Consider the following 17,233-nt stretch of genomic DNA (forward strand, 5'->3'; position numbering starts at 1 on the left):
ATGACTGCCATTGCCTTGCAAACACCCATCGATACCCGCCCGTGCTTCAGCAAGCCACAGCATGGACTCGGCCACTTCAGCCTGCGTCCACTCAGCCTGCCAGAGGACACGGCGCGACTACATGATTGGCTGACTCGTGACTATGCACGCTTCTGGGGGATGCAGAATGCGACCCAGGCAGAGGTGGAAACATTCTACCGCGACCTCATGGCCTCTCCTCATGCCAACGCCTACCTGGGTTTACATGATGGCGCACCGGCTTTCCTGGTCGAATGCTATATGCCGCTTCATGACCCGGTAGGCCAGCACTACGACGTGAAGCCAGGTGACCGGGGCATGCATTTTCTCGTCGCGCCCTGCGAGAAACCTGTTTCAGGCTTCACCCTGGCCGTGATGCGAACCATCATGGAATTCATTTTCAGCGATCCCTTTGCCCGCCGCGTCGTCGTCGAGCCCGATATCCGTAACGACAAGATCCACGTGCTCAATCAGCGTGTCGGTTTCGAGTACGACCGTGTCATTCAACTGGGCGAAAAAACTGCCCACCTTGCCTTCTGCACTCGCGAACACTATGCCGCCAGCCTTGTAATGGAGAACCGCCCATGAACCAGATGATCACTACTCTGCCCGCCGCCACGCCCGGTCAAGCCGCATTGCACCTGACCCCCGAACGTTGGAGCAAGGTCAATCGCCTGCTCGTGCGCAAAGCCCTGGCGGAATTTGCCCATGAAAAGCTTATCGAGCCGGCCTTGATCGCGTCTGAAAACGGTTGGGAGCATTACCGTCTGGACAATGGCAATCCGGCACTGGAGTACCGCTTCCGAGCTCGCAAGCTGGCGCTCGATCATTGGTTGATCGACACCGCCTCGATCGAAAAGACGCAGGACGGCAACGCTGCGCCGCTGGATGCGCTGGAGTTCATCATCGAGTTCAAGGATCAACTGGGTATTCAGGAAAGCATGATGCCGGTCTATCTGGACGAGATCAGCAGCACGCTGTATGGCAGCGCCTACAAACATGCCAAACCAGGATTGACCGCCGAGGAACTCACCCGCGCTGACTTCCAGTCCGTAGAAACCGGTATGATGGAAGGCCACCCGGGGTTCGTCGCGAACAATGGCCGCATGGGCTTCGACGCGAACGATTACCGCGCCTATGCACCTGAAGCCGCCTCCCCGATCCAGTTGGTCTGGCTGGCTGTACGCAAGACCAAGGCAACGTTCTCATCGTTATCGGACCTGAGCTATGAACGCCTGCTCGAGGAGGAACTAGGCAGCCAGACGGTTGCTGATTTCACTGCTCAGCTGACCGAACAAGGCTTGAATCCGAACGATTACCTCTTCATGCCGGCTCACCCGTGGCAGTGGTTCAACAAGCTTTCCATGGCCTTCTCGGCCGATGTTGCCAACCGCAATATCGTCTGTCTGGGCTTTGGGGAGGATCAGTACCTGGCGCAGCAGTCGATCCGCACCTTCTTCAACGCAAGCCACCCTGAAAAGCGTTATGTGAAAACGGCACTGTCCATTCTGAACATGGGCTTCATGCGCGGTCTGTCGCCTTACTACATGCTGGCGACGCCTGCTATCAACGAGTGGCTGAAAGCATTGATTGAAAGCGATCCGTTTTTGACCGAAAACGGCTTCAGTATCTTGCGTGAAGTAGCCTCGGTGGGCTATCGCAACCACTACTACGAGACGGCACTGGTCAACGATACCCCCTACAAGAAGATGCTCTCCGCCCTGTGGCGCGAAAGTCCGGTTCCACAACTAAAGCCCGGCCAACGCCTGATGACTATGGCCTCGCTGCTGCATCTGGACGCCCAGGGCGACTCGCTCCTCACGGCGCTGATCGCCTCCTCCGGCGTGGATACGGACACCTGGTTGCGCCGCTATCTCAACGCCTACCTGACGCCCCTGCTGCACTGTTTCTATGCTCACGATCTGGTGTATATGCCTCACGGGGAGAACCTGATTCTGGTGCTGGATAACAACGTTCCGTCGCGGGCAATCATGAAAGACATTGCGGAAGAGATCGCCGTGCTGAACCCTGATGCCAAGCTGCCGGAAAAGATCAAGCGACTGGCGGTCTCTGTACCCGAAGAGCTGAAAATCCTGTCGCTCTTCACCGACGTGTTCGACTGTTTCTTCCGCTACATGAGCGCCATTCTGGTGGAAAAAGCCGACTACGCTGAAGACCGTTTCTGGTCGCTGGTAGCCGAGTGCGTCAGCACCTATCAGCAGAGCCATCCTCAATATGCCGAAAAATTTGCCCGATACGACCTGTTTGCGCCCGAGTTCATCCGCTCCTGCCTGAACCGTCTTCAATTGGGCAACAACCAACAGATGGTCAATCTGGCAGATCCGGCTGGAAACCTGAAGCTTGCCGGAACCTTGATCAATCCGATCGCACCATTTAAGCGTTAACGTAAATAAATCCGCTCCGGCTGCCTGCATAGACAGCCGGAGCGGACAGAATGGGAAACCGTAGAAATAGCCAGACGTTGCACCTGTTAATGGCATCTTCACGCGGTGCGCGTAGGATGTAACACCTTCTGCATCACTACTGATGTCGCGTTGTGTTAATTGGATCAAGTAACTTACAGGTGTACGTTCGTCCACCCATAAAGCGAAGCGTCCTGAAATTTGAGAAAATAAGGGATTGCGCATGAAGCGCGTCTGAGCTGGGCTGGCAAAGCTATGAATGGTGTTATCGAAGAGCCTAAAGCTTTGCTTGAAGGCCACTGGCTTGTCTTGATTGAAGATGATCCACTTCTGCAAAGTATCTTATCGGGCTTCGTGGAAGAACTGGGCGGTCGTGTCAGCAGCTTCGAGACGGCTGATGATGCGTTGGTTTATATGCTCAGTGCAGGTGAAAAGCCCTCTCTGGTCGTCACCGATCATCTGGTGCCTGGGCAGATCAAGGGCGCCGAGCTGGCAACCATGATTGGCGCACGCTGGCCAGGTCTTTCAGTCATTGTAACCACCGGACGTGATCTGGAGACCATTCCTGAGCTACCAGACGGCATGCTTTATCTACAGAAGCCGTGGGATTTGGTACAGATGAAAAAAGCCATTATCCAGATGCTAAAGAAAACATCTGTCAGCCTCTAGCAAAGGCGTGAATCCATTCAGACTGCGCCACCATTCCATCCTTTAAAAAGCTATCCACGAGAAGACGGATTTTCCTCAGCTTAACCTGCCACATGGATAGCAAAGCGATTCGATCCATACCTATGCTGTCGGGATAACGCGGATCAAATGGTCGGGATGCCTTTAGGTTTCGTCCAGGATCATACGCACTTGCCTTCCGAATTCTTCAAGGGAGAAAGGTTTGGTAATCAGATGCATGCCCTCTTTGAGCTGCGCTTGTAGCGTGGCGATATCCTTGGCGAAGCCAGTAATGAACAGGACTTTCATCTCTGCTCGCTGATCGTGCATCAGCTTGGCAAGCTCAGAACCACCCATGTCTCCAGGCAGCCCGATATCGGTAATCAACAGATCGATTCGCTCATGCCTTTCCAGCTGTTTGAGAGAAGATTTACTATCGATACTTTCAAGAACGGTATATCCCAGCTCTTCCAGCAGCTCGGTCAGCATCATTCGAATGATTGAATCATCTTCGACCAGTAGAATCGTCTCGCCTGACTTGGCCTCAGGAATGGTATTTTGCTCAAGGGCAATGATTTCCTCAGAGGTTACCTCATGGCTGGGCAAATACAGCGAGACAACAGTACCTTTGTCCGGACTGCTCTGAATAAAGGTTTGCCCACCGGATTGCCGGGCGAACCCATACACCATGGACAGTCCCAGGCCGGTTCCCTCGCCAAGTCCTTTGGTTGTAAAGAACGGATCAAATGCCCGCTCGACCACCTCGGCTGACATACCAATGCCGTCGTCTGTCACTGTACACAACACGTAAGTACCTGGAGCCAAGCCCTGGATAGCGGCCTGCGCCTTATCGACCTCTACGTGTGAGGTCTGAATCTGGATAGTGCCTCCATTGAGCATCGCATCACGGGAATTGATACAAAGATTGAGCAAGGCATTTTCAAGCTGGCTGGGATCACAGAGCACAGCGCCCGTGTCAGGCGCGAATCTGGCTTCGACCGATATCTGCGGTCCTACGGTGCGCTTGATCAGCTCCTCCAGCTCCACCACCAGTCGATCTGGTCGTACCAGCCTGGATTCCAAAGGTTGCTGGCGTGAGAATGCCAACAGGCGATGAGTCAGGGCCGAGGCCTTGTTGGCCGAACTCATGGCTGCGCCAATGTAGCGTGACAGCGCGCCTGATCGGCCTTGCTCGACCCGTTTCTGCAGCAATTCAAGAGCAGCGATAATCCCAGCGAGCATATTGTTGAAGTCGTGGGCGATGCCTCCTGTAAGTTGCCCTATGGCATCCATCTTCTGGCTTTGACGCAGTTTCTTTTCCACCAGCTCACGCTCACGCTCGGACTCACTCAGTGCAAGCGTGCTCTCGGATACCCGCTCCTCCAGAATATCGTTCCAGTCTCGCAACGCTTCTTCCAGCTGCTTGCTTTCGACAATATTCTCGACCGTACCATGCCAGCGGAGGATTTCGCCCTGGGCATTTTTCCAGGGGAACGCGCGAATCCGATGCCAGGCAAACTGTCCGGACGCTGCTCTGATCCGAACCTGAGAATCATAGGGCGAACCGCTGGTCAGGGACCTGAACCAGGCGCTATCGGTGGCTTCTATGTCGTCTGGATGAACAACCTGCTTCCAGGTATCACGCAAGGCCTGTTCATGAGAAAGTCCTGTCAATTCCAGCCAACGTTCGTCAAACCCGGACATCCTTCCATCCGGCGTAGCCGTCCAGGGAATCTGCGGATTCAACTGCGAGGAAATCCGGTACTGCTCTTCACTGAGCCGTAAGGCTGCAGCTGTCTGCTTGGCCTTCTCCAACGTGGTCAGCCGATTGACCGAAGCAGCGATCAGGTTCGCATAGCTTCGCAGGAACTGAATGTCGCTATCGTTGAAACGCCGTGCACTCCGGCTGTCGACCTCAAGAATGCCGTAGGGCTTCTGATCTCGGGAGCCGATAATAATGACGTTGATTAGCGCCTTTACGCCGTGATCCTTGATGAAATCCGCATAAACGAAGCGTTTTTCGGTATTTATGTCATTCGAAATCACGGGCGAGCCGGTCTGCAGCGCATGACCTTCAGAAGAACGCTTGTCAGCCTTGATGGTTTCTTGACCTACGATGCCCGGCCGCCAGCCCACACCTGCCTTTACAAGCAGGGTATGGCCATCAGGCTGAAGCTCCATCACCTTGGCCAGATCTGTACCAAGCGCCTGCCCTACGAGGCGACAAGCCTCGTGAAGTATCTCGTCCAGGCTTTCTGACTGAAGCGCCAACTCACCAAACTGGGCAAGGATAGCTTGCCGTTTCAGTAAATCAGCTTCGCGATTGGTAGCAGACAAAAGACTTGGCTCCCTCGATAGGCTGAATAAGACTCAGACCCCTTACCCAATACCGACGTTCGTTCAGCCAGACGAAACACCAGCTCCGATTTTGGATATGCACGTCAGGCTAAAGCGCAGAGCGCTCTGTAGCGCTTCCGATTTAGCTGGCAGCGTAAAAGGTTCTGCCAACCACATGTCGTCTGCTCAACGATAGGGGTCGTCGGCAGACCACTGTGCCTGGGAAACCGCCTTTACAGTTCAGAACGGTAGCGTTTGATACCACCAGGCCACCTATCCTCACTATCCTAATAATCCGTGCGCCTGCTCTTTCCTGCCCGTTGCGAATCCCTTTCCTCTGGAGCGTGATCATGACCCAGGCAGCACCCGGTTCAGTCGACACCCATACGTTGCGTAAAGTCATTGCCGCCGCCTCGATCGGTAATTTCGTCGAGTGGTTCGACTTTGCCATCTATGGCTTTCTTGCAACGATCATTGCCGAGCAATTCTTTCCCAGCGGCGACGCGAAAGCCGCTTTGCTCAAGACCTTTGCCGTATTCGCCGTCGCCTTTGCCTTCCGGCCATTGGGCGGCATCGTTTTCGGCATGCTGGGTGATCGGATCGGCCGCAAGAAGATACTGGCCCTGACGATTCTGATGATGGCCGGTGCCACGACGCTGATAGGCCTGTTACCTACCTATGCCGCCATAGGCATGGCCGCTCCGCTACTGCTAACCGTTATCCGATGCGTCCAGGGATTCTCGGCCGGAGGCGAATACGCGGGTGCCTGCGCCTATGTCATGGAGCATGCACCACGGGAAAAACGCGCCACGTACGGAAGTTTCGTACCCGTATCGACGTTTTCGGCCTTTGCCTGTGCAGCCGTATTGGCCTACGGTCTGGATGCTACGCTTACCAAAGACGCCATGGCCAGCTGGGGCTGGCGTATACCCTTTCTTATTGCAGCGCCTCTGGGCCTCGTAGGCCTATATTTGAGGTTGCGGCTAGGCGAGACCCCGGCGTTCCAGTCTGTCGAGGCTCAACACGCAGTAGCACATGCGCCACTGCGTGAAACGCTCAAGTCCAATGGCGGAGCTATCTGTCGGCTGGGCGCGTTTATTTCCGTAACGGCCCTGTCCTTCTACATGTTTACAACCTACTTTGCGACTTACCTGCAGGTAGCCGGTGGGCTTGATCGCGCCTCCGCCCTTCTGGTTACCGTCATTGCCCTGGTTTTTGCAGCCATGCTATGCCCATTAGCAGGTCTCTTTTCAGACAGGGTCGGGCGCAAGGCTACAGTATTTACAACCTGTACCTTACTGATCGTTGTGGTCTATCCGTCGTTCTGGATGGCCAGCTCAGGCAACCTGCTGCTGTCGGTTCTGGGCGTACTGCTATTGGCCGTCGGAGCGGTACTGTCCGGTGTCGTCACCGCTGCACTGCTGTCTGAAGTCTTCCCCACCCGGACGCGTTACACCGCCTCAGCCATTACCTACAACATGGCTTATACCGTTTTCGGCGGTACTGCGCCTCTCATGGCAACCTATTTGATTGCACAGAGCGGTAGCAACCTGGCACCAGCGTTCTATCTCATCGCGATATCCGTAATGGCGTTGATCGGAGGTCTGCTGCTACCCGAGACGTCAAAGGTTGAGCTGAGCGAGGTAACCGGGCGTGTGCCCGCTGCGGAGACGGCTTCCTTGACCAGCATAACCACCTGAGACGCTTTCAGCGTCAGGCGGCAAACCTGTCCATCGCCTGAACGTTTGTCAGCCTTTGTAACGACCAGGGAACAGGACGTCTCGCAGTGGAGTCCCCTTTAGATACCGATTGGTTCTATATGGAGATAACACACGATGAAAGCCCTGCATGAACCACTAATGGCCACACGCAAGTCCCAGCAGTCACTCAATGAGCCTAATGTACAGGGAACCGAGCGCACCCTTTCCCTTGTAGGTGGTGGCTTACTCCTGGCAGGCGGCCTGCGCCGTGGCGGTCTTCTGGGGCTGGCACAAATGGCCTTGGGCGCACTGGTAACAGCCCGGGGCGTCACTGGTCGTTGCAAGGCCAAGGCAGCGCTTACGCCTACGCCATACGAATCGCTTCTGCAGGAAGAGTACGGCTGGACCAATGCCGAAGCAATTTCCCGCACGATTACCATTGGCAAACCGCGTGCCGAGGTCTACGACTTCGTACGCAGCATTGAAAATCTCCCCCTCTTCCTGCGTCGCCTCGAACGCGTCCAGCAGATGGACGCCACTCACTATCGCTGGGTTGCGGTAGGCCCACAGAATCGGACAGTAGAGTGGAATGCGTTCCTGGAAGAAGAGATTCCGCAGGAACGTATCGTCTGGAGTACCGAATCCACGGCATACCTCCAGCATAAAGCTACCCTTACCTTCAGAGATGCCCCTAACGGCATGGGAACGGAGTTGCAGGTTGTTCTGGCGTGCGAACCGCCAGCCGGCCGGGTGGGTTATGCCGCAGCCAGTCTGATCAGCCAATTCTCGGGACGTGAGCTTAATCTTGATTTGCGTCGCCTGAAGCAGCTCCTGGAGACCGGCGAGATTACCAACAGCCTCATGAGAACAGGTGCTGTCGGACGGGTCCCGGTGGATGAAGTGTCAGCAACCGTACCGTTGGAAGGCGAAGTGATCAGCGAGCCGCGCACCATCGCGTCACATACCGATGAGACTCGTCAGGGAGGGGCTTACTGATGCGCGCACTAACTTGGCAAGCCCCTAACGTTCTTCAGGTAGAAACCGTACCGGACCCGGAAATCGTTAATCCACGCGATGTCATTCTTCGCGTCACCATGTCATCGGTATGCGGCTCCGACCTTCACCTGCTGGGCGGTTACGTGCCGGCCATGAAGCCGGGAGACATCATCGGCCATGAATTCATGGGTGAGGTAGTTGAAGTTGGCTCCGGCATTAGCCAATTCAAGAAGGGTGATCGCGTTGTTACCATATCCATTATAGGGTGCGGCAACTGCGAACACTGTCAGCGTAGCGATTTTTCCTGCTGCGACAACTCCAACCCGAATCCGGAAACGACAGATCTGGCCTACGGTCAACCGTGCTGCGGCATTATTGGTTACAGCCATGCCTTTGGCGGATATGCGGGAAGCCATGCGACGTATATCCGCGTGCCCTTTGCCGACGTCAATCTGTTCAAGGTGCCCGACGGCGTTACCAATGAGCAGGCAGTCTTTGTGTCGGACGCTGCGCCGACTGGCTATTTTGCTGCCGATAATGCCGATATCCAGCGGGGCGATACTGTCGCCGTCTGGGGCTGTGGCGGTGTTGGCCAGATGGCCATTCGCATCGCCTACCTAATGGGTGCCGAACGGGTTATTGCTATCGACCGCTTCGCCTCTCGCCTTGAACTGGCCGAGAAGAAGGCCGGGGCGATTACCATTAATTACGAAACCACGAATGTCCACGAAGCCTTGCTGGAGTTGACCGGTGGGCGCGGGCCGGACCGCTGCATCGACTGCGTTGGCATGGAAGCACACGGCACCGAGCTGGATTATGTATACGACAAGACTAAACAACTGATGCACCTGCACACTGAACGCGGCACTGTGCTTCGTCAGGCCATTCGGGCCTGTCGCAAAGGCGGTACGGTATCCGTGGTGGGCGTTTACGGCGGCCTCCTGGACAAATTCCCTATGGGCGCCATCGTCAACAAAGCCCTTACGGTTCGCTCCGGCCAGCAGCCAGGTCAGCGGTATGCCAATAAGCTGTTCGAGCACATTCAGAAAGGCGAGCTGGATCCGTCCTACCTGCTGACGCACCCGATGAGTCTGGAAGATTCACCGCGCGGTTATGCCATGTTCAAGGAAAAGACCGAGGACTGCATGCGCGCGGTATTCATGCCGTAAATGGGAGTTGTGCATGGACGACGAGAAGGATCACCCGCCTCCAGAACCCACCAAGCTGACCCAGTCCAAAGAGCGCTGGGTCAGTGAGGGGCGCTATTTGACAGGCCGTATTTCACGGCCCGAAGAGGAGCGTTTACCGCCCGGTCAGCATCTGGTCAAGAACTGGCCCATACTGGATCTGGGCGTCAGGCCAACCGTTACTCGGGAGCGTTGGCAGCTAAACGTAATCGGCGCAGTGAAAAACCCGCAGAATTGGAACTGGGATGCCTTCATGGCGCAACCTCAATCTCGATTAGTCAGCGATATTCACTGCGTAACCACCTGGTCTCGCTACGACAATCAATGGCAGGGTGTAACCACGCAGGACCTGCTGGATCTTGTACAGCCGTACCCGGACGCGCGTTTTGTACTGCTCTACTCCAACGATGGGTATACCACCAACCTGACGCTGGAGGATTTCGCAGTTCAGGGTGCCCTGCTTGCCCACTCCTGGGAAGGCAATCCCCTCTCAACCGAGCACGGCGGGCCGGTACGCCTGATCATACCCCACCTGTACTTCTGGAAAAGTGCCAAGTGGATCAGGCGAATCCAGTTTCGGGTCAGCGATGTGCCCGGCTATTGGGAAGAGCGCGGGTATCACAATCGTGGTGATCCCTGGCAGGAAGAACGTTATTCCGACGATGAGTGATGCCTTCAGGCATCACTCACTCTTGTTTTCATCAAGGGAAGTTGGCCTGTAATGCCCTTTCCAAATCGTCAGGCTTGAACGGCTTGGCCAGAACCGGCCGATTTTTCCACTCTTCCGGCAACCCGTAGGCCCCATAACCAGTAGAGAACATAAAGGGGATGTCGCGCGCGGCCAGCTGCTCGGCAATCGGAAAAATTTCACGCCCACCTACATTCACATCCAGAATGGCCAGATCGAAGGTTTCTGAGCTGGCCAGCCGCATGCCTTCATCAAAATCAGCCGCGCTACCTGCCACGTCGTAGCCAAGCTCATCCAGGATATCTTCAAGCAGCATGGCGATCAGTGTTTCGTCTTCGACAAGCAGGACACGTTTACGGATAGTGGTCAAACGAAGCTTCCTTTGGGCCTGACCTGCAGGCACAACAGCGGGATGGATAAGTGACATTCGAGGCCTTGCGGTACGAATGTGGTTACGACGCGCCCTTTCAGTTCACGCGTAATGCTGCGATCGATCAGGCGAGAGCCAAAGCCTTTGGTCTGGGGAGTCTCGACAGTGGGACCGTCGCGCTCCAGCCAGCTGAGTTCCAGGCAATCATGCCCCGTATGCTCATCTTTACCGACATACCACTCCAGCTGCAAGCGCCCTTCCGGGACGGAGAGTGCACCGTATTTTGCGGCATTGGTGATAAGTTCATGAAAGACCATGGCCAAGGCCAGTGCTTCTCGGGGCTCAAGCGCATAATCACTGCCAAAAAGCGCAATGCGGTCAGACTTTTCCTGCCCAGTATAAGGCGCAATCTCCTGCTCGATTACCGCTCGGAGTTGAGCCCCTTGCCATTGCTCATGGGTCAGCAGGTCGTGGGCCTTGCTCAAAGCCAGCAAACGGGCATCGAATGTTTCGCGGAATCGAGACTCGGCATTTGCGCTACGCAGGCTATAGGTTGCAATGGACTGCACCGTCATCAGCGTGTTTTTCACCCGATGGTTCAACTCATTGATAAGCTCGCGCTGCTGAGCCTCCGCCTTCTTGTGCCGGCTGATATCCACACACATATTGACGGCGCCAGTGATTTCACCTTGCGCGTTACGCAAGGGGGACGGGTACGCCGCGAATGGAACACGCGAGCCATCCTGCCGCAGAATAAATCCCTCTCCGCCCTGTATGGCCTCACCGTTGTTAAGCACTGAGGCCATGAAGCATTCATCATGGCGCAGCTCACGGCCATCCGGCCACTGCATTTTCCACGAGCCACACCACTGGGCCTCGCCCAAGCGGGGACGATAGCCCCAAAGTGCCACTGCGGCTTCGTTATAAAAGGTCAGGTAACCTTTCGCGTCGGTAGTATAGACAGCAACGGCAAGCCCATCGAGCAGCTCACTCAAATGCCGCTCGCTTTCGCGCACGGCTTGCTCGTCTTTTATCCGCTGGGTGATGTTATGGGTCACGGCCAAGTGAACTCTACGACCATCCGGCAAGCGCAGCGGAACCGCATGGGTTTCCATGTTTACTCGAGAGCCAGCCAAGCCAATGATGTCGTAGGTCCAGCTGAGCTGCTCACCATTACACACGCGCAAATGGTTGACGATCCATGTGTCTCGATGCTCGGGCACGATGAGATCGAATACGCAAGCCCCCTGTACCGCTTCAAGACAGTCGGCCTCAATCATGGCAAGGCCGGCCCCGTTCATCTGCATCAGCGAGCCGTCTTCGGTCACGATCTTGATGCACTCGGGCGTTGCGTCAACGATAGCCTGCAAAAAAGCCTGACTTTCCTGCAGTCTCCGCTCGCTTTCCTTGCGCTCGGTGATGTCCTGAAAGCAATTGATGGCCCCCTGGATCTGCCCGACCTCATTGAAAATCGGCGAGATGTTAACCAGCACCCAACGCTTATGCCCCAGCAGGTTCTGAACCTGCAACTCATGGTCGCGCACCGGAGCACCAGAGCGCAGCACACTGGCCATAGGCGACTCTTCCGGTCGCATCACGCGCCCGTCGGCATGGAAAACCCGGTCGATTCCAATGTAGTAGGTTTCACCAGGAACGAGTTCCCGTCCCCACAATTCTGCCGCCTTGCGGTTGTAGCGAACAATGGCTCCCGTCGCGTCACACACAAACGCAGCGGCAGGCAGAAGCTCGAAGACCATGTCGTTCAGGATATCTGACGATAGCGGTGGCATTGAAGCAGGATCAGGGGAAGAGGCTTCCAGCGTGCAGTTCATAATCCAGGAGGTGCTCAACAAGCCGGCCATAAAGCCCATATTTTACAGTTTTGTGCCCTGAGCGCGTCATACCCGTCTCGATAAACGGTCATTAATCGATCAAAGGGTTGTCGCCTCGTCGGAGCAAGCGAACCGATTTGCCATTTTCTGCTTCAAACATGGCGTATTGATGTTGAGGCCGTTATGCAAGCTAAGCAATTTTCCCTGGCAGACTGGCACCGCATACTTTTCGGCGAAACACCTTGGACGTTTCTGATAGAAGTAGTCATTCGGGCTGGGCTGACTTATGTTCTGATCATGATGGCCATGCGACTCCTCGGGCGACGCGTGGCCTCGCAATATACCCTCTTCGAACTTTCCGTGGTCGTTACCCTGGCCGGTGCGATTGGTGTACCACTACAGTCTCAAGAACGCGGAATGTTACCGCCTCTGATCATCATGGCAGGCGTCATTATCTTCCAACGAGTGACTGCGCGCCTGACCATGCGCCATCCCAAGGTAAACCATGCCGTCTCGGGCAGTGTGATGACTGCCATCACCAATGGGCGATTGGAACTGGATGTCTTGCGAAAGACTGTCCTGTCTCGGGAAAAAATCTTTGCACTACTGCGCATGCGCAACATTCAGCACCTGGGCCAGCTCAGCCGTGTCTATATCGAGCCTTCCGGCTCCATTTCCATCGTACTGACTGACCAGCCCTGCCCTGGGCTTTCTATTATTCCGGAAATCGACACCGAGCTGCGGGAAGCAGTAGCAAGCCGGGACCATTTCTCCTGTACGAGCTGCGGGTACACACTCAAGACTCAGCAAGAACCGCAATGTGCCTGCGAATACTGCAAGGCTGAGCGCTGGATGCCAGCCGCTGTAGAGCTGGAGGACTGAATGCTGAACGTTACATCCTGGGATTGGCACCGTATTTTGCTGGGTGACACACAGTGGCCGTTCATGATTGAGGTGGTGCTGCGTACCGGTGTGATCTACCTGCTTCTGCTCATGATGATGCGTATGATGGGCCGCCGTGTCGCCGCTCAGCTCAGCATCTCGGAACTGGCCGTCATGATTACGCTGGGTGCGGCGATTGGTGTGCCCCTGCAGACACCGGAAAAAGGCATCCTGCCTGCTGCGGTCCTCTTGCTGACGGCTCTGATTTTTCAGCGAGGCCTGTCGTTTCTGTCATTCAAGAGACGCTCGGTAGAAGTGGCGACCCAGGGGGACTCAACCATTCTCGTCAAGGATGGCCGTCTGGTCATCGACAACATGGTCAAGGCCCGCCTCTCGCCCGAACGTATTCACTCGGAGCTGCGCGCGCAGAATATCCAGCATCTGGGGGAGGTTCGCCGTGTCTACCTGGAGTCATCCGGCCACTTCAGCCTGATTAAATACCGTACGCCGCACTATGGACTCTGGCTGCTGCCAACGCCAGACGATGAAATGAGTGAGCGTATCCAGGTCAACAGCCACTATGCCTGCTCACGATGCGGTCACGTAACGGAGTGCAACCCTGCGCCTGAAGATCAGGAATGCGACTGCTGCGGCAACAAGGAATGGCTACCTGCTGTGAGGCGTCTAGGGGTAAAGATGCAAGAGAAAGAAGACGATCAGAAAGCGTCGGAGTAACCCTACCGCACGCCAGACAATGATAATTGTGGAGAACTTTCAAACGTGCGCAGCCTTCTATTTCTCATAGGTGGTCGACAGCCCTACTGGGTGTGATCTTAACCATACGCAACAGGGCCTCCCCATCATGAAAGATTATGAGCAGATATTTGACCAACCTGAGTCCATTACGGGTGCCAGTGCAGCCGATGAGCTGGATTGCGTTATCGTGGGCGCAGGGCCAGCGGGCCTTACAGCTGCCATCTACCTGGCACGCTTTCACCGCAAGACGCTGATCGTCGACGACGGTGCCAGTCGTGCCGCCTTGATTCCCCTCTCTCATAACTATCCTGGCTTTCCACCCGGCATTTCGGGCAAAGGTCTGCTGGAGCGTTTGCGGGAGCAGGCAACGACCTATGGTGCCCGTTTCGAAAATGCTCGAGTTGACGACATCCAGCAGCGCCCGGAAGGTTTTGAAGTATTCTTCAACGGCCAAAGCGTGTTGACGCGTCGCGTATTGCTGGCCACCGGTATACAGGATGAATTGCCCGATATGCCTAGCGTGTACGAAGCCATCGCAGCATCCTCTGTACGCTTGTGCTCGATCTGTGATGGTTACGAAATCAACGGTGACAACGTGGCAGTGTATGGCGAGGCGGAATGCGCCATCTCACACGCCGTATTCCTGCGCACGTTTACGAACCGGGTGACTGTCGTCATACATGGAGAGCCGAAGGCCTGTGAAGAAGCGTTTGCTCTGGCCGAGCACTATGACATTCGTTTGATCAGCGACCGTGTAGAAGGCATCCGCCTGCTGGAAGACCAGCAGGTAGAACTCAGGACCTGCAAGGGCGAGATCCATCGGTTCGACATCGTTTACCCGTCTTTGGGTTCTAGAGTCCGTTCCGAGCTGGCCATACGCCTGGGCGCCGAAGCAGACGATACGGGAGCATTAATTGTTGATGAACACCTGCGCACTTCCATTCCAGGCCTGTATGCCGCAGGCGATGTCGTCAAATCACTCAAGCAGATCAGCGTAGCGACCGGCCACGCCGCACTCTGCTCGACGGCCATTCACAACAGTCTTGAGACCAATCCCTGGACAGCGCGGAACGCGGCCCCGACACAGTGAGCAGGCAACAAAAAGGGCCAACCGTATGGTTGGCCCTGGATACAACAGAATGCTTATTTCTTGGCAGTTTCACCGGCTTCGGAGCGCGCCATGAACGCCATGGTGACTTCCGGAAGATGCTCTCTCACCCACTCGGCCATGGCAATTTCCTGCGGCAGGATTTGCTCGCACACTCGCTTGGTTTCAAGATCGCCAGCCGCTTCGGCGGCAGAGATCAGCACGGTGTACATGGCGATCTCGACGTTCTCAAAGACATAACTGGCCATGGACCCCTTGACCACTTCGTCAGTCATGAACATGCCACCCATCGCCTGCCCCATGGCCATGAACTTACCAGTAAAGTCCTTCATGGTGGAGGGGCTGGTACCCAGACGGGTCAGGCAGCCTTCGATCAGCTGAAGCTGGGACTGGGTTTCTTCAATGTGCTGCTGAATACGGGCGGAGAGCTTAGGATAATTCTCAAGACGCTCCAGCTGGCCCTTTAGCATTTTGTCTGCCTGCTGTTCCATGCCGTGGGCATCTTTGAGCCAGTCGATCAGATGTTCTTGACGAGTAGTCATGTCTCTTCACCTTTTGGTCAGGGTAGAAGTTAGTTAAGCGAAGCGAGCTTTCCAATTAAGCGGCAAAACCCGAAATACATAAGCGGTTTTTATTACTTAAACTTTTACAACTCTTGTATTAAGTAAGGCACAACGCCTCAGTTTCTTCGCTATCCACTTCTGTTTAGTCAACTGCCCTTCTCATAAAGTTCTCGCCAACCATCGCATTATGACCAGCTGAAAAATTCATACCCACAGACATAATACCCTCAAATCCCTTTCTAGAGCGTTCCGTCAGTAATGAAGCGCCATATGTCTATAGCGAGACGACTTGAATTTATACAAGATTTATACAACAGATCTAGTAGACTCTTTAGTCATAAATGGACTAATCAAATCTAAAAATAAAGTTTCCTCAAAGTACATTCCACTGGTCAGTTATTTTGTGACGAGAGGAATGCTATGACGCCTCAAGAGTCCATCCTCAGGTGCCACTATTGTGTGCAACCGTGACTATTACTGACGAGGCGATAAAGGGAATTAACCCTCTCCCGAAGCGATTAAACCTGGGGGACAAGATGGATACATTTGCTGGACTTCTGGATATGAAAGGCACGCCGCTGGATAAGCAGCGGTTTACCTGGCGTGAAATGGCCACTCGGCCGATCAGCAAGTTGGATGACGATGCGACGACTCGCATCCGCATCATTCTCATGAACGGCATCGAAACCGAGGCCCTTCGGCTCAAGCATATCGGCGCGCGATTCCACAAGGAGCTGCAACCTCATCTGGCCCATATCCGCCGCGTAGAGCAGCATCAGGCTACCGCCATCAACTGGCTGATCTCGGGTGACCACTCCCCGCTGGAAACGACCATTGCCTACGAGCAGGTGGCTATTGAAGTCACGGCGGCGGTTGCCCAGAACGAGCCTGATCCCTACCAGGCACAGTCATACCGCTTCGGACTTCTGGAAGACTTCGATCACCTGTATCGCTACTCGGCCATGTATGACCGACTGGAGGGGAAGGATCCGAACAATATTCTGCAAGGGTACACGGACATCATTCCGGGTCGTCCGACCAGCCAGCATCACCGGAATCCCAGTGACGATGTACGTGACAGCTATGACAAAACCACCGCGCAGCTGATCACCAAGATTCATGCGGCGATGATTACCAGTTCGGAATACCAGACTCACGACTATTACATGAACGTCGGCAACACATTTGCCGATCCGGTTGCACGTGCGCTGTATGCCGAAATCGCTTCGGTTGAAGAGCAGCATGTGACCCAATACGAGTCCCTCATGGATGCCAGCGAAACCTTTATGGAAAAATGGCTGGTACATGAGGCAATGGAAGTCTATGCCTACGCAAGCTGTGCCGAACAGGAAGAGAACCCGCGCATCAAGGCCTTGTGGGAGCGCTTCCTGGATTACGAACTGGGCCACCTGGAATTTGCCTGTGACCTGTTCAAGAAATACGAGCGTCGTGACCCGGCTGAAGTGCTGGTTGGCGAGCTGCCCAAAATGCGCCCCTTGAAGCGCAACCGCGACTTTGTACGCGAGACCCTTTCGAAAGAAATCGACCTGCGCGCCCACGGCATCCATTACGTACCAAAAGAACAGGAAGACAGGGCTTCTCAGGATTACCGCAACCACCTGAACTCAGAAGGTATCCCTTCGGATATGGCCTCGGCAGGTTATATCTGGACACCCGGTACCGAACTCTTCCGTAAACCTTGAGGAC

At 55.1% G+C, this 17,233-nt stretch carries 15 protein-coding genes; 11 read left to right on the forward strand and 4 right to left on the reverse strand.

The genetic code is table 11. From position 1 onward, the window contains the following. The 3 genes from EAW52_RS12875 to EAW52_RS12885 all read left to right on the forward strand — a co-directional run bounded on the left by EAW52_RS12875 (window position 1) and on the right by EAW52_RS12885 (window position 3,110). Window positions 1-606 carry a GNAT family N-acetyltransferase gene (locus EAW52_RS12875; RefSeq protein ID WP_122042696.1) on the forward strand — a complete coding sequence of 202 codons (606 nt, stop codon included), beginning with the start codon at window positions 1-3 and terminating at the stop codon, window positions 604-606. Further along, a complete protein-coding gene (locus tag EAW52_RS12880) occupies window positions 603-2,423 on the forward strand; it encodes an IucA/IucC family siderophore biosynthesis protein (RefSeq protein WP_122042697.1) in 1,821 nt (606 codons plus the stop codon). The genes EAW52_RS12875 and EAW52_RS12880 overlap by 4 nt, the downstream gene beginning before the upstream one ends. A 273-nt stretch (window positions 2,424-2,696) precedes the next feature. Beyond that, complete coding sequence (locus EAW52_RS12885; RefSeq protein WP_122042698.1) at window positions 2,697-3,110, forward strand: response regulator; 414 nt, start codon at window positions 2,697-2,699, stop codon at window positions 3,108-3,110. A gap of 162 nt (window positions 3,111-3,272) precedes the next feature. Here EAW52_RS12885 and EAW52_RS12890 read toward each other — a convergent pair whose 3' ends face one another. Then, complete coding sequence (locus EAW52_RS12890; RefSeq protein ID WP_122042699.1) at window positions 3,273-5,444, reverse strand: ATP-binding protein; 2,172 nt, start codon at window positions 5,442-5,444, stop codon at window positions 3,273-3,275. 350 nt (window positions 5,445-5,794) lie between these two features. Here EAW52_RS12890 and EAW52_RS12895 point away from each other — a divergent pair, with 350 nt between their 5' ends. The 4 genes from EAW52_RS12895 (at window position 5,795) to EAW52_RS12910 (ending at window position 9,997) form a co-directional block, all read left to right on the forward strand. After that, window positions 5,795-7,144, forward strand: coding sequence for an MFS transporter (locus tag EAW52_RS12895; protein ID WP_122042700.1), 1,350 nt, complete (start codon window positions 5,795-5,797; stop codon window positions 7,142-7,144). Window positions 7,145-7,279: 135 nt separating this feature from the next. Beyond that, complete coding sequence (locus EAW52_RS12900; protein ID WP_122042701.1) at window positions 7,280-8,140, forward strand: SRPBCC family protein; 861 nt, start codon at window positions 7,280-7,282, stop codon at window positions 8,138-8,140. Then, entirely contained in the window at window positions 8,140-9,309 is a 1,170-nt protein-coding gene (locus EAW52_RS12905) for a zinc-dependent alcohol dehydrogenase (protein WP_010798103.1), read from the forward strand. The genes EAW52_RS12900 and EAW52_RS12905 overlap by 1 nt, the downstream gene beginning before the upstream one ends. A gap of 13 nt (window positions 9,310-9,322) precedes the next feature. Further along, a complete protein-coding gene (locus EAW52_RS12910) occupies window positions 9,323-9,997 on the forward strand; it encodes a sulfite oxidase-like oxidoreductase (RefSeq protein ID WP_122042702.1) in 675 nt (224 codons plus the stop codon). Window positions 9,998-10,028: 31 nt separating this feature from the next. Here EAW52_RS12910 and EAW52_RS12915 read toward each other — a convergent pair whose 3' ends face one another. Next, window positions 10,029-10,385, reverse strand: coding sequence for a response regulator (locus EAW52_RS12915; protein ID WP_122042703.1), 357 nt, complete (start codon window positions 10,383-10,385; stop codon window positions 10,029-10,031). Further along, complete coding sequence (locus tag EAW52_RS12920; protein ID WP_162997637.1) at window positions 10,382-12,235, reverse strand: PAS domain S-box protein; 1,854 nt, start codon at window positions 12,233-12,235, stop codon at window positions 10,382-10,384. The genes EAW52_RS12915 and EAW52_RS12920 overlap by 4 nt, the downstream gene beginning before the upstream one ends. Window positions 12,236-12,400: 165 nt before the next feature. Here EAW52_RS12920 and EAW52_RS12925 point away from each other — a divergent pair, with 165 nt between their 5' ends. From EAW52_RS12925 to EAW52_RS12935, 3 genes are all read left to right on the forward strand, one after another. Then, the gene (locus EAW52_RS12925) at window positions 12,401-13,099 is read left to right on the forward strand and encodes a DUF421 domain-containing protein (RefSeq protein WP_010798099.1); all 699 of its coding nucleotides are present in this window, start codon (window positions 12,401-12,403) and stop codon (window positions 13,097-13,099) included. Continuing rightward, entirely contained in the window at window positions 13,100-13,834 is a 735-nt protein-coding gene (locus EAW52_RS12930) for a DUF421 domain-containing protein (RefSeq protein WP_122042706.1), read from the forward strand. A gap of 127 nt (window positions 13,835-13,961) precedes the next feature. Further along, on the forward strand, window positions 13,962-14,945 hold the full coding sequence (locus EAW52_RS12935) for an NAD(P)/FAD-dependent oxidoreductase (protein ID WP_256680799.1): 984 nt from the start codon (window positions 13,962-13,964) through the stop codon (window positions 14,943-14,945). A 53-nt stretch (window positions 14,946-14,998) separates the two neighbouring features. On the opposite strand, the gene EAW52_RS12940 is transcribed toward EAW52_RS12935, so the two are convergent. Beyond that, entirely contained in the window at window positions 14,999-15,505 is a 507-nt protein-coding gene (locus EAW52_RS12940; protein WP_010798096.1) for a ferritin-like domain-containing protein, read from the reverse strand. Window positions 15,506-16,062: 557 nt separating this feature from the next. Here EAW52_RS12940 and EAW52_RS12945 point away from each other — a divergent pair. After that, window positions 16,063-17,229: a hypothetical protein gene (locus EAW52_RS12945; protein ID WP_122042707.1), complete on the forward strand. Its 1,167-nt coding sequence runs from the start codon at window positions 16,063-16,065 to the stop codon at window positions 17,227-17,229. Window positions 17,230-17,233: the final 4 nt, after the last annotated feature.

The organism is Pseudomonas sp. LTJR-52 (genome assembly GCF_003691465.1).
In the GTDB taxonomy this organism is placed as follows: Bacteria; Pseudomonadota; Gammaproteobacteria; order Pseudomonadales; family Pseudomonadaceae; genus Chryseomonas; species Chryseomonas luteola.